The 14,148-nt window shown below is 46.9% G+C and carries 12 protein-coding genes; 8 read left to right on the plus strand and 4 right to left on the minus strand.

Annotated features, from left to right (window positions below; all coding sequences use genetic code 11):
• Window positions 1-2: 2 nt before the first annotated feature.
• Window positions 3-2,336, minus strand: a complete 2,334-nt coding sequence (locus I2494_RS04015) for a molybdopterin-containing oxidoreductase family protein (RefSeq protein WP_218465333.1) — start codon at window positions 2,334-2,336, stop codon at window positions 3-5.
• Window positions 2,337-2,617: 281 nt separating this feature from the next.
• Here I2494_RS04015 and I2494_RS04020 point away from each other — a divergent pair, with 281 nt between their 5' ends.
• From I2494_RS04020 to purK, 5 genes are all read left to right on the plus strand, one after another.
• Window positions 2,618-3,316, plus strand: coding sequence for an IclR family transcriptional regulator (locus I2494_RS04020; RefSeq protein ID WP_218465332.1), 699 nt, complete (start codon window positions 2,618-2,620; stop codon window positions 3,314-3,316).
• A gap of 258 nt (window positions 3,317-3,574) precedes the next feature.
• On the plus strand, window positions 3,575-4,072 hold the full coding sequence (ppiB, locus tag I2494_RS04025; protein WP_218465331.1) for a peptidylprolyl isomerase B: 498 nt from the start codon (window positions 3,575-3,577) through the stop codon (window positions 4,070-4,072).
• A gap of 9 nt (window positions 4,073-4,081) precedes the next feature.
• A complete protein-coding gene (gene lpxH, locus I2494_RS04030; protein WP_218465330.1) occupies window positions 4,082-4,807 on the plus strand; it encodes a UDP-2,3-diacylglucosamine diphosphatase in 726 nt (241 codons plus the stop codon).
• 227 nt (window positions 4,808-5,034) lie between these two features.
• A complete protein-coding gene (gene purE, locus I2494_RS04035) occupies window positions 5,035-5,544 on the plus strand; it encodes a 5-(carboxyamino)imidazole ribonucleotide mutase (RefSeq protein WP_218465329.1) in 510 nt (169 codons plus the stop codon).
• Window positions 5,541-6,608 (plus strand): 5-(carboxyamino)imidazole ribonucleotide synthase, encoded by a 1,068-nt coding sequence (purK, locus tag I2494_RS04040; protein ID WP_218465328.1) that lies wholly within the window; start codon window positions 5,541-5,543, stop codon window positions 6,606-6,608. Before purE ends, purK begins: the two co-directional genes overlap by 4 nt.
• 65 nt (window positions 6,609-6,673) lie before the next feature.
• Here purK and ybbP read toward each other — a convergent pair whose 3' ends face one another.
• Together ybbP and ybbA are read right to left on the minus strand one after the other, a co-directional pair.
• Entirely contained in the window at window positions 6,674-9,109 is a 2,436-nt protein-coding gene (gene ybbP, locus I2494_RS04045; RefSeq protein ID WP_218465327.1) for a putative ABC transporter permease subunit YbbP, read from the minus strand.
• Window positions 9,106-9,792: a putative ABC transporter ATP-binding protein YbbA gene (ybbA, locus tag I2494_RS04050; protein ID WP_130591857.1), complete on the minus strand. Its 687-nt coding sequence runs from the start codon at window positions 9,790-9,792 to the stop codon at window positions 9,106-9,108. The genes ybbP and ybbA overlap by 4 nt, the downstream gene beginning before the upstream one ends.
• On the opposite strand from ybbA, the gene tesA reads away from it, so the two are divergent.
• The 3 genes from tesA to I2494_RS04065 all read left to right on the plus strand — a co-directional run bounded on the left by tesA (window position 9,763) and on the right by I2494_RS04065 (window position 12,151).
• Window positions 9,763-10,413, plus strand: a complete 651-nt coding sequence (gene tesA, locus I2494_RS04055) for a multifunctional acyl-CoA thioesterase I/protease I/lysophospholipase L1 (protein WP_218465989.1) — start codon at window positions 9,763-9,765, stop codon at window positions 10,411-10,413. The genes ybbA and tesA overlap by 30 nt on opposite strands.
• A gap of 25 nt (window positions 10,414-10,438) precedes the next feature.
• Complete coding sequence (locus tag I2494_RS04060; RefSeq protein ID WP_218465326.1) at window positions 10,439-11,215, plus strand: SDR family oxidoreductase; 777 nt, start codon at window positions 10,439-10,441, stop codon at window positions 11,213-11,215.
• An 81-nt stretch (window positions 11,216-11,296) separates the two neighbouring features.
• Entirely contained in the window at window positions 11,297-12,151 is an 855-nt protein-coding gene (locus tag I2494_RS04065; RefSeq protein WP_218465325.1) for a co-chaperone YbbN, read from the plus strand.
• 294 nt (window positions 12,152-12,445) lie between these two features.
• Here the strand turns inward: I2494_RS04065 and I2494_RS04070 are convergent, their stop codons facing one another.
• Window positions 12,446-13,678: an MFS transporter gene (locus I2494_RS04070; RefSeq protein WP_218465988.1), complete on the minus strand. Its 1,233-nt coding sequence runs from the start codon at window positions 13,676-13,678 to the stop codon at window positions 12,446-12,448.
• Window positions 13,679-14,148: the final 470 nt, after the last annotated feature.

Consider the following 14,148-nt stretch of genomic DNA (forward strand, 5'->3'; position numbering starts at 1 on the left):
GATTATGCCTCCGCTCTGACATCGACTAAGGTACTGTTACAGCTATGCCCTGTGCCCAGTACTTCAATCAAATCGTTAGTCACATGGCTACTGCTGCCCCCCTGCTGTTCCCACCAGCCGTTATCCAGGCTGATAACACCGCGTTTAATTTGACGGGTGACAACCACCAATGCGCGGTGCTCTCCCCGATGGTTAAAGACGACTGCCCATTCTCCATGACGAATATTACGGCTGGCCGCATCATCCGGATGAATCATTACATTGGGTTGATTACGCTGAACTTCGAGGATCCACTCATTCATACCATGACTGGAGTGAATGCTACGCGCCAGTTTTCGTTGAACCGCCATCAGTGGATACTTCTGAGCAAGTTCAGGTGAGCCCTTCGGCGACTCTTTCACCTGCATATAGGTGACAATGGGCGCGAAGTCCTTTTTTTGCCACTCTTCAATAAAGAAGTGGGCCTTTTTGGTTGGCGTGCGGAAAATACCGTCTTTAAATGGAATCCATGGTGCATCAACTGGTTTAATCGGCCCTTTGCGCAGTTGCTCAATAGTGATTCCGGTTCCGGCCAGACAGTTTTCAATGTAGTGTTCGATTGGTTGATTAAATACATCACCAAAACCAAAGCGCTCTGCCAGTCTGGCAAAAATCCAATAGTCAGGTTTGGCTTCGCCTACCGGCTCCACTGCTTTTTCCATCAGTTGCACATAGTGACTACGAACCCCGGCCATCAGGCTGACGTCCTCAAAAATAGTGGTTACTGGCAAAACTAAATCGGCATACAGTGTGGTTGAGGTCATCAGGTTGTCGGCAACCACCACAAAAGGTACCTTCTTCAGCGCTTTTTTCACCATATTGGTGTTAGGCAACTGAGTCAGTACCCCCATGGTCATAATCCACCAGAAATTGATCGGATGTGGCCTCTCATTGACAATCCACTCCCCCACTTTTGATACCGGAATAGGTGGAATCTTTTGCACTTCTTTTGGTGCAGGCAACGGGGCGTTGATTTTCAGCATCTGACGGACACCACCTGCATCACATACACCGCCGCCGGCCTTACCCATGTTGCCAGTCAGCAATGCCAGATAAAACTGCCCCGCAGCAACATAAGTACCAAACTCAGTGCGCTGTGCTCCTGACATATTCTGTACGATCATCGATGGTTTATTGCTGGCATACTCTCTTGCCAGACGAAGCACTGTCGCTGCCGGCACATCAGTTTCAGCTTCAACTTTAGCTAAATCCCATTGTTGTGACTCGGTGCGAATCAGCTCAAATACCGTGGTGTATTCAGCATTGGCAGGCAGTTCGTCTTTAGTTAATGCGGGGACAATCCCTGGCGCATCATGACGAACGGTACTTTGCGTTAGGGTGTCATACACCAGATAGCTTTCCGTATCGTCTGCTTTTTCCCGTAGCTGTTTTTTCTCAGCATCAACTAAATAGACGGCGCCTGTATGTTGACGTAAAAAGTCAGCATCATACCGTTGCTCATCCATAATGATTTTTATCATACCCAGCGCCAACGCCGTATCGGTACCCGGTACAATAGGAATCCACTCATCGGCTTTCGCCGCCGTTTCATTAAAACGAGGGTCAATCACCACCAAGCGAGCACCATTGGCCTGTGCCTTGATGTACTCTTTAAAATAGGCTTGCATGGTTACTGCCGGGTTATTTCCCCAGCAAAGAATATAACGACTATCAGCAATGGTATCTCGCATATCTGCATAGCGTAATCCAACCATTGGCATCATGGCTGCGGTTACCGCAGAACAACAAAGAGAACCCGCCTGTTTGGTTGAACCACCCAGATAGTCAAAAAACGCTTTTCCCATGTCGTTTTTAATCGAGTCCATATTGCCTGCATGGGTAGAAATCAACATTCCTTTATTACCGTGGGTAGCAATCGTATCGCGAATGTTTTTCTCAATCAGATCCAACGCCTCATCCCATGAGATAGGCTTAAACTTACCTTCCCCTTTTTCACCCACACGAAGCAGCGGTGTTTTTACCCGCTGTTTATGATAAACCCACTTAGTACGGCTCATTCCCCTCAGGCAACACTTCACGTTGAAATCTTTACTCGCCTCAATCTTTTTCAGCTCGCCCTGATAAACGTAGGCTGTTAAATTGCAGTGTAAACACTCCATCGCGCAGGTGGAGCGAAAAGTCTGATAATCGCTGAGCTTTAAGCGAACTCTTGGTAATGGTTTTTTATCCTCACTAACCAGTGAAAACGCGCAAGGCGAAATACTGGCCAGGCCAATTACCCCCAATCCTTTTAGTAAGGTTCGACGATTCAGTCTGATATCAGATATGTTTTTCATGATGTTTCCGCCACATCTTATGTTTTATGGTCATCCTCACATTAGCCCGCCTTTCAATTAAATAACACATGAAAGACACCATAAGTTAACCATGGTTTACCAATAGTGTACTGATCGAGATCAACTTACCTCTTTATGCTTAATCAGTATTAGGCACGGTAAAACACCTCAATGACCTATTCGGGTTAGTTCCATAGGGGGTTATTCTGGTCAGACCGCCGAAAAAAAGGTAAACTCTCGGGTTATTTTCTATTCTTATCGTTTGTTGAGGCATGTTTCGGATGTCAGATACCCAGGGTATAAACTCTGTAGAAATTGCAATTACTATTCTGGAAGCGCTTGCTGAACACGATAAACCAGCCAGAGCAATTGATATTGCGCGCCTGTCCGGGCTGTCAAAAAGTCGATTACATAAGTATCTGGTGTCATTAAGCCGGTGCGATATGATTTATCAGGATCCGGAAACCAGCCTTTATTCTCTGGGCAATAAGTTGTCCGTATTAGGCACTGCCGCACAAAAGCAGAATGGTACGCTAACGGCCATCAATAATGCGTTATCCCAGCTTAGGGATAACCTGAATATATCTACTGGCCTTGCTATTCAAAAAGGCAATTTGATTAATTTAGTTAAGTACAATCGAAGCAATAAGAATATTGAAATTGATTACAGAGACAATACACCTATTCCGCTAAGCAACAGCGCGGCTGGAAAAATCTTTTTAACTTATGACGAAAGCTATAAGCATGAAAAAGTCTTAAGCGAAGAAGAACGTCATCAAATCATCCAATCTGGCTACTCTATTCGTTTGACAGAAACAGAAGGTATTCCCGGTGCGCGGGCGATATCTTGCCCTATATTTAGCTCATCAGGGCGCCTGATCGGCGCTGCAGTTATGATGGGATTTCTGCCTGATACACATAAAGAGTTACATCCTTTGGCTCTTCAACTTATTTCTGCAATACAAGAGATAAAGTTATAATTATTAACGATTAATCAAGTGACTTGCGGGTAGATTTAATATGGAATTTCCGCTGGAATTTTTATATTTATGTACAAACAGCCACAATGAACGTTATTAACCCCCGATTAATAAATTAATAATTCAACCTCTGTGACAAAACCAGAATAAAGTACTGGTAAACTATTTCAAAATGCTATAAACCAATGGGTGCAGCAATCAGCGCCTTAAGATACAATACACAGTTGATTGATTAACTACTAAATTTCAGGATATTTAATGATTACTCTTCATACCAACCATGGCGATATCGCGATAAAGCTTTTCACTAAAGAAGCGCCGGTTACCGCGCAGAACTTTTTAGACTATTGCCGTAGTGGTTTCTATGACGGAACCCTTTTTCACCGCGTAATCAACGGATTTATGATTCAGGGCGGCGGTTACACTTCAGGTATGGATGAGAAAAACACTAACGACAGCATTAAAAACGAAGCTAATAACGGGCTGAAAAATACCCGTGGTACTCTGGCAATGGCTCGTACCGCTGCACCTCACTCTGCAACAGCACAATTCTTTATTAACCTGGTGGACAATGACTTCCTGAATTTCCGTTCAGAAAGCGGCGACGGCTGGGGATACTGTGTATTTGCCGAAGTGGTTGAAGGTATAGACGTGGTTGATAAAATCAAAAGCGTTAAAACCAAACGCTCTGGTATGCATCAGGACGTTCCGGTTGAAGATGTGATTATCAATAGCGTCACCGTTGACGAAGAATAATAATCATTGATGACCACTTTATTTATCGCCGATCTTCACCTCAGTGACAATGAACCGGCAATCACTGCCGGTTTTCTCGTCTTTCTGCAAAGGGAGGCTGTTCATGCAGATGCACTCTATATTTTAGGGGATCTGTTTGAGTTCTGGATCGGCGATGATGATCCCAATGAGCTACATGATACCGTAGCCCGCGCACTGGCTGAACTGCATGATAAAGGCATTCCCTGCTATTTTATTCATGGTAACCGCGACTTCCTCATCGGTAAAGATTTCGCCAAACGCAGCAAAATGGTGTTATTGCCGGAAGAGTGCGTCATCGACGTTTACGGTCAGAAAGTATTGATTATGCATGGTGATACGTTGTGTACCGACGATCCTGGTTATCTGCGTTTCCGTCGTTATATTCGTAATCCGATTATTCAGAAAATATTCCTGTCCCTGCCGCTATTTTTACGGCAAAAAATTGCCGGAAAACTACGTCGTCAAAGTAAAAGAAGTAACCGCACTAAATCTTCCTTAATGATGGACGTCAATCCACTGGCGGTCATTAAAGCACTTAAAGACCATCAGGTAATACATATGATACACGGTCATACTCACAGACCGGCCATTCATGATATGACCATTGGCGGACGCCTGTCCCAACGTGCCGTACTGGGTGCCTGGCACGATAATGGCTCGGTATTGCGTGTCAATCCCGATGACCAAATTGAGTTAGCAAGCTTTCCACTCTGATTCTAAAATCGGTGCTTTGTCACCTTTTTACTGATTTCTCCGCCCAAATTATAATAATTCACACCACGCAAACGTTTTCCTTACCTGCGAGCCGTGGTATCCTCTACGCCCTCGTACCGGGAGTATCGACATATTATCGTGCTTTGGTTGATAACCGTATGTCGTAGCGTTATGTTTTATCCTAAGATTTCAATTACTGCCTGCACTAATACAGGAGCATCACACCTATGCCAGCCAACGCTGCCAAGGCCAAAATTGCTATTGTTATGGGGTCCAAAAGTGACTGGGCTACCATGCAATTTGCCGCCGACATTCTGACCGCCTTAAACATCCCTTTTCATACTGAAGTTGTCTCAGCACACCGCACACCAGATAAGCTCTTCAGTTTTGCTGAGCAAGCGCAAAACAATGGATTTGATGTGATCATTGCCGGTGCCGGCGGTGCAGCTCATTTACCGGGCATGCTGGCGGCTAAAACCCTGGTACCCGTACTCGGTGTTCCGGTACAAAGCGCAGCCTTAAGCGGTATAGATAGCCTGTACTCCATCGTTCAGATGCCACGTGGTATTCCCGTTGGTACGCTGGCAATTGGTAAAGCCGGTGCCGCTAATGCCGCCCTGCTAGCCGCTCAAATTTTGGCTCTGCATGATGATCAAATTGCTACTCGTTTGACTGAATGGCGCCGTAAACAAACCGATGAAGTATTGAATAATCCCGATCCGAGGGAACCTGTATGAAACCCGTTTGCGTATTAGGTAATGGTCAGTTAGGTCGAATGTTACGTCAGGCGGGAGAACCTTTAGGAATTGCTGTCTATCCCGTAGGACTGGATGCAGAACCCGAAGCTGTTCCTTACCAGCATGCGGTGATTACTGCTGAAATTGAGCGCTGGCCAGATACGCCATTAACTCAGGTACTGGCAAACCATACTGGCTTTATTAATCGGGATATATTCCCTCTGTTGGCCGACCGTCTGACACAAAAGCAATTGCTGGATAAACTCAATCTGGCGACAGCGCCCTGGCAACCACTAAACGCAGCAACCGAATGGCCTGCTATTCTCAATCGCCTCGGTTCACTGGCTATTGTGAAACGGCGGGTGGGTGGCTACGACGGTCGTGGGCAGTGGCGTGTAAAACCCGGTGACGAGCAGCATTTACCTGACGAAGTCTATGGCGAATGCATTGTTGAACAAGGCATCTACTTTAGCGGTGAAGTCTCTCTGGTTGGTGCCCGTAACCATCAGGGAGAATGCATTTTCTATCCCTTGACTCACAACCTGCATGAAGAAGGCATCTTGCGTACCAGCGTTGCGTTTCCTGAGCCAAACGCTCACTTACAGCAGCAGGCTGAAGAGATGCTTAGTGCCATCCTCAATGAGCTGAAATATGTTGGTGTGATGGCAATGGAATGCTTTATTGTTGGCGATAATCTACTGATTAATGAACTGGCACCCCGGGTACACAACAGCGGACACTGGACACAGAATGGTGCCTCAATCAGTCAGTTTGAACTCCATTTACGCGCGGTTCTGGATCTGCCCATGCCACAACCTAATGTGGCAACCCCATCAGTGATGATCAATTTGATCGGTACCAATACCAACCCACAGTGGCTATCACTGCCGCTGGTTCATCTGCACTGGTACGATAAAGAAGTACGTGAAGGTAGAAAAGTTGGGCATCTAAACCTGAATCATCCCACCTCGCAGGCGCTAAAACAGACATTATTACAGCTAAAACCGATGATGGATAAGGCTTACTGGTCTGGCATTGACTGGGCTTTAGAAAAATTAAGCTAGCCAGAAAAGGTTGGCCAAAGGATTCGTTCCTGTTGGAACGAATCCTGTTTAATTATCAGAAATAACTACTCCTGATAGCGTCGATACAATGCCTTTCCTTTCAGCAGGCTCACCCCTAACCATCCACCACATAACGACAACAGCGCAGCGCATAACGGTGGGAGTACTATCCACATAAGGTAGTTTGGCTGCCATGGAAAATCAAACACCTTATACTGCAACCACCACAAAGAGACTTCTGCACCGATCGCTGCTGTGATACCCGCCGCCAGCCCCAGTAAAGCGAACTCACTCCACAGCGTACGCCTCAGCAAGCGTTTTCCGGCACCCAGTGTGCGATACACCACCAACTCTTGTCGCCGTTGGCGCATGCCTACTTGTACCTGAGCTAACAGCAGTAATACCCCGCAAACCACGACCAATACCACCATCGCTTCCAACGCCTGAGCCACCTGTTGGAATACGGTAGAAATCTGCTTAAGAATGCTACCAATATCCATCAGGCTCAACGTTGGGAACTGGCGGTTTAGCTGAACCAGCGCAGGCCCCTCTTGCTGGTAGCGGAAACTGGTTAAATAGGTTTGAGGTAAATTGTCCAACGCACCTTCCGGGAAGATAAAATAGAAGTTAGGCTTCAGACTTTCCCAATCAACTCGTCGTAGGCTGGAAATTGTGGCTTCAAACGTTTGGGTATCTCCACTAAAAGTCAGCTTATCACCAATATTCAGATTCAATCGTCCCGCCAGACCGTCATCAATGGAGACTTCACCCAATTTTGGCGGCCATGTACCTTTGGTAATATCGTTTGGTGATGGTTTATTGACGGGCAGCCAGGTTAAATTCAGTTCACGATTAACTGCCTCTCCCCCCGGATCGTCCTCTTTCACCAGTTTAGTGGCTTCCTGCTGATTTATTTGGGTCAACCGTACCCGTACGATCGGATAAAACTCACCTGGTGCAATTTGATGACTGGTAAAGAACTGTTCCAGTTCCGGTAATTGCTGTTTGGTCATATTCATCACAAAGTAGTTAGGGCTACCCGGCGGGATTTGCTGCTGCCAACGTTCCAACAGCTCGCCCCGTAACATAAACAGCAAAGCCAATAACATAAACGAGAATGAGAAAGCTGAAAGCTGACTGGTGGTTATCCACGGCTGACGTAATAAACGATTAACTGCCAAACGCAATGCCAGACTCTTGAGCGTAATATGTCGCAACAGTAACAAGCTACACCAACCAAGAGCCCCCAGCAGTAAAGAGAGCACCAGAATACCAAACAGCGCGCCCCACCACATAGGGTTAAAGCCAACCAATGCAGCCAGTAACAGCACCACCACAACACTAATAATAGGTAGATAGAACTTCAACGGCCAGACATTACTCACCACATCTTCACGCAGTACCCGTAAAGGCCGGGTTGCCAGTAACTGCTTATAGGGGCGTAAGCCAACCAGCACAGAGATAAACAGTAATGTTCCCAGACTCCATATCCATGGCCACAAACCTGCCGCAGGTAATGCTTTCGGCAGAACCGGCGCCAGCAGCACCATTAATCCTCTTTCAAACAGCAGACCAATAGAACAGCCAACAATGGCGGCCAAAAGCAGTACTGATAGCCATTGCCCGATCACCAACTTACGCAGCGACTGTCGCCCTGCTCCCAGGGTTTTCAATACGGCAATCAGGTTATAACGGCTACGGCAATAGTGACTCATTGAAACGGCTACCGCAGCGACGGACAATAACAGCGTTAAAATAGCAGACAGTAACAGGAAGTTTTGTGCCCGCTGTAGCGACTTACCCACCGCAGTTCCTGACTGTTCCATACCAAACCAGCGCTGATCGGGACGTAATTGAGGGGCAATAAAATCACCAAAACGATTAAGATCTTGCTCGGCACCGGCAAACAGATAGCGATAGGTTAAACGGCTACCCGGTTGAACGGCTCCTGTCTTTTCGATATCCGCATAGTTCATTAAAATACGCGGTGCCGTTTGGAAAGGATTAAAACCCGAGTCTGGTTCCTGATGAATCTCTCCCGCAATACGGAAAGTGGCATCCCCGACGTCCAGCATCTCTCCCGGATGTGCATTCAACAGCGCCAGCAAACGCGGTGCTACTAAAACACTCCCTGGTTCCGGGCGCAGATTTTCGGGTACTGTTTCTAACTTACCGTACAACGGATAATTCAGATCAACAGCCTTAACCGATGACAGCAAAGGTACATCGTTAGCATAAGCCATTGTCATAAACGACAGTTGGCGACTTACCGTCAACTTATTTTGTTCCGCCTGCTGCAACCACTCAGCAGATATCGGACGGCTGGCAGTTAACACCCGATCGGCTGCAATAAAATCTCGACTCTGCTGACTTAGCCCTTTCTCCATGCGGTCGCTGATGCTGCCCAGTGCCAATACACAGGCTACCGCCAGAGTTAGGGAGAACCAAACGATCAGTAGCGAGGGGGAACGCCACTCCCGCCAAAACCAGCGCCAAATCATGACTCCTCCCACAGCTTACCGTCGCGTAAGCGCAGTCTGCGTTGGCAACGAGCCGCCAACGTTTCATCATGGGTAACCAATACCAGCGTGGTGGCATAATCACGATTCAGAGAAAACAGCAGATCGGCAATTTTTATCCCCGTCTGGCGGTCAAGGTTTCCGGTAGGTTCATCAGCAAACAGAATTTTAGGACGACCAATGAAAGCGCGAGCAATGGCTACCCGTTGCTGTTCACCACCAGAAAGCTGCGCCGGTAAGTGTCCGATGCGCTGTCCTAATCCTAGCTGCTCTAACAGCTGAATCGCCTGCTCTTTACTGCTGCGTTCATTGTCTCCCCGCAGCAAGGCTGGTAACTGCACATTCTCCAGCGCTGTCAGCGTTGGAACCAACATAAAAGATTGAAACACAAAACCCACATTTTGAGCGCGCAATGCGGCTCTGGCCTCCTCATCTAATCCTGGTAATGACTGGCCTAATAGCTTTATATCCCCGTCGCTGCCATCATCCAAACCAGCGAGAATACCCAACAGTGTCGATTTACCTGAACCTGACTCGCCAATTAGTGCTATTGTTTCAGCAGATTTGACAACTAACTCAACTCCGGTAAGGATGTTGAGCTTATGCTCTCCTTCACCAACAAATTTATTTAAATGATGAACTTCAAGAACATTATTCTCAGGCATATCCCGATCCTTTTATTACTGGGATTGTCATCAATACGTATCGCTGCTGCGGATACGCTACTTATTCTGGGCGACAGTTTAAGCGCCGGTTATCAGCTTCCTATCCAACAGGCCTGGGCCACACAGTTGGGTGAACGCTGGAAATTGAATCCTAAAGCCCCTGCCGTAGTTAACGCCAGCATTAGTGGTGATACCGCAGCACAAGGGCTATCCCGTTTGCCGGAGCTCCTGAAAACGCACCAGCCGCGCTGGGTTCTGATAGAACTGGGCGCAAATGATGGTTTACGAGGTTTTCCGACGGCCGATATTGAACGGGATTTAACACATATTATTACATTAGTGAAACAAGCTAATGCACAGCCGCTGTTAATGCAAATACGTATCAGCCCAAACTATGGTCGTCGATATACCGATGCCTTTACAGCAATTTACCCTAAGTTAGCACAGCAACACCAAATTCCATTACTTCCTTTCTTCATGGAAAAAATCGCCATTAAGCCAGAATTGATGCAGCCTGACGGCTTGCACCCTACTGCCGAAGCACAGCCAGAAATAGCTGATTTTATGGCGCAAACCCTGGCTCCTTATGTTGGCCTTACTGCTGAAAAACAGGCGAAATAAGCCCGATTACGGAGAATGTAAAGTTATGCAAAAGGCGATTTTAATTACCGGCTGTTCCAGCGGTATTGGTTTAGTGACCGCTACCGATCTTAAACAGCGTGGCTATCGGGTAATTGCCACCTGCCGTAAAGCAGAAGATATAGCCATGCTTCAGCAAAAAGGGTTTGAAGTAGTCAGGTTAGACCTTGATGACAGTGAGAGTATTCAACAAGCGGCATCCGAAGTATTAGCCATGACCGAGGGTAAACTTTATGCACTGTTTAATAATGGCGGATATGGTGTGTACGGACGGCTGAACACCATTTCCCGCCGTCAGTTTGAACAGCAGTTTTCCACCAATCTGTTTGGTGCTCATGAGTTAACTCAGCTTCTTCTGCCGTCGATGTTGAAACAGGGTGAAGGTCGTATTATTCAAACCAGCTCAGTGATGGGGATTATCTCCACCCCGGGTCGCGGGCTTTATGCTGCCAGTAAATACGCGCTGGAAGCCTGGTCAGATGCGTTACGGCTTGAACTATACGGCAGTGGTATTCAGGTTAGTTTGATTGAACCAGGCCCCATTAGCACAGCCTTTAGCGATAATGTGAATCAAACCCAGAGCGATAGTCCGGTAAAAAACCCACCGGTAGCTAAACGCTTCACTCTACCTCCGGAGGCACTGATTCCCATCGTTCGTCATGCACTGGAAAGTCCGCGAGCAAAAATCCGCTATCGTGTCACGCTGGTAACTAAAGCCATGGCTATTTGCAAGCGTCTGTTACCTGACCGTCTGATGGATAAGATTTTGGCAAATAAAGGCTGACAACGCTTGAAGCGAATAATAATGCCCACATATATTTGTTTAATAGCGCTTACAAGAAGAATTGAATAAAGAGAATCTATTATGACCACTAATGCCATCATTGACATCAACGAGTCTAATTTTCAGCAAGTACTGGAGCAGTCAGCTCAGGTGCCGGTACTGTTCTATTTCTGGTCTCCGCGTAGCCAGCATTGCGAACTGTTAGATCCGATTCTGGAAAAATTAGCGGCTGAATACGCCGGTAAATTTACGCTGGCAAAAATTGATTGTGATACTCAGCCAATGATTGCCGGGCAGTTTGGTATTCGGGCGATACCTACGGTTTATCTGTTTAAAGATGGTCAGCCTGCCGATGGTTTTCAGGGGCCACAGCCGGAAGAAGCTATTCGGGAGTTGTTAAACCGTTTCTTGCCGAAAGAAGAAGAATTGAAAGCTGCTGAAGCCGATGAGCTGATGCGTGAGGGCAAATATATTGATGCGCTCCCCTTACTGAAAGATGCCTGGCAGTTAAGTAATCAGCGTAGTGATATTGGTCTGATGCTGGCAGAAACGCAGATTGCCCTAAACCGAAGCGATGAAGCCGAAAGCGTTCTGGCAACCATTCCTCTTCAGGATCGCGATACTCGCTATCAGGGTCTGGTGGCGCAGATTGAACTGCTGAAGCAGGCGGCTGATACCCCGGAAATTCAACAGCTACAGCAGCAGGTTGAAGCTCAGCCGGATAATGCCGAACTGGCGGTTCAGTTAGCGTTGCAGTTGCATACCGTTGGACGTAATGAAGAAGCGTTAACCCTGCTAATGAAACATCTAACCCACTCACTGGATGCCGCAGACGGTAGCGCCAAGAAAACCATGTTAGATATTCTGGCGGCACTGGGAACCGGTGATGCTCTGGCAGCGAAGTTTAGACGTCGGTTGTATTCGTTGTTGTATTAATGTTGTTTTGATTCTGAGAATATTCCGGCCGTAATAACAAAGTGCATATATAGACTTTGTGCCCGGCCGGAAGACCATTTGTACTTAAGTCCAGAGTGCGTTGGGCCTAGCCAGCCTAGGGGCAGTTATGAAACACCTTGCGGTATTTCACCCTTAAGGGCCAGCGCTAGCGCTGTTCAAACAGGCTTTGCCTGTTTGTCGTTGGCTTACGCCAAGTCGCCCCCAACGGCAGTCTCTCCCAACGATTGACTTTTAAAATCTGGTCACTACACGAAACGCTTTATATAAATTTTATCACTCCAACGGTTTACCGGCTTTTTCCGGGATCAGGAATAGTGTGGCAAGGATATCCAGCACGTATAGTGAGGCCAATAGTGCGATGGCTGTCTGGAAGGAGTAAAGGGAGACAATTAATCCTACTACCAGTGGCCCCAGGCCGCCGATACCGCGTCCGATGTTGAACAGGACGTTTTGCGCAGTTGCCCGAGCTTCGGTTGGATAAACTTCTGAGATTAATGCGCCATATCCCCCCATCATACCATTGACGAACATTCCCATAATGGCACCGCCAATCAGCAGGCTAAACGGGTCGGTTAGTTGTGAATAGGCTAATACCATCAACGCTGCGCCAACCTGATAGATAAGAAAGATCGGACGACGGCCATAGCGGTCAGCCAGTTGACCAAACAACCAGATACCGAAGGCCATACCCAGGACGGTTACCGCAGTCCACATGGCGGATTTAGTTAAGGAGTAGTTAAACTGCTGGCTCAGATAAGACGGCATCCAAATCATGATGCCGTAATAACCAAAGTTTTGTACTGACGTCAGAATCGAGATACCAATGCTGGCCTTGATGGTTTCGCGATCGGAAATCAGCGCTTTAAATGGATTTCCTTTGCGTTTTTCTTTGCTCTTTTTAACAAAGATTTCCGGTTCACCAATATAGTGGCGGATAACGAAAGAGGCCAATGCCGGAATAACGCCAATGGCGAACATACCGCGCCAACCAATGACCGGCAACAACAACGGTGTTAACAACGCTGCCGCCAGCACGCCAGCCTGCCATCCAATACCAACATATGAAGACATGCGCGCCCGCTCATTCGGTCGGCATGCTTCGGCGGCCAGCGCCATACCGATACCAAATTCACCACCCAAACCTATACCGGCAATAGTACGATAAATCAGTAAGTCCCAGTAGCCTTGTGCCAAAGCACACATACCGGTGAAACCCGCAAACAGAACGATTGACCAGGTAAGTACCTTTACCCGACCGTAGTAATCACTTAATACACCAAATACCAGACCACCAATTACCGCGCCAATTAGCGTCCAGGTGACCAGAGATCCCGCCTCACTGGTGGTTAACCCTAATCCCAAAGCTACCGCGTTGAGAATAAAACCAAGAATCAGTAAATCAAATCCATCCATCGCATAACCGACGGTAGAAGCGATAACCGCTTTATAGGCATACTTTCTTCTTTTTGCCTCTTCGACAACCGGCGCTCTTTGGCTTTCTGTCAGGTTGATCACTTCATTGGTCACTGTTAATCCCGCCTTATTAATTATATCGTCATCAGTTATTACTATTCGGACGTTTGTCTACGGAATTACCTCTTTAATCAATGTGTTGCTTACCTCAGGCCATTTACATTCTGACCTTACCTATCCTTCCATCCCATATTTTGGGCGCAGGAATAGGAGCACCTATTGGTTTAACGACCAAAGGCGATAAGAAACAAAGCAAATTCATTGATTTTTAGAGAGGTGTAGTCAAACCTTCTGATTATAACCAATAAGAATAATTTTGATATAAATATTTTCACTCATCGTTGAAAAAATTTTATTCACCCTGACAACCTGTAGACTTTTCTGCAGGCGAGGTTCAAAAAGCCGGTGTCAGATAACCCTTTCCCGACGCATTCTGGCTTCCCTAATACTAAATTTCGCGTAGACTTAATGTATACAAACTTTAAAGGATTATAGGATGGATA

Source organism: Limnobaculum allomyrinae, from assembly GCF_016649425.1.
In the GTDB taxonomy this organism is placed as follows: domain Bacteria; phylum Pseudomonadota; class Gammaproteobacteria; order Enterobacterales; family Enterobacteriaceae; genus Limnobaculum; species Limnobaculum allomyrinae.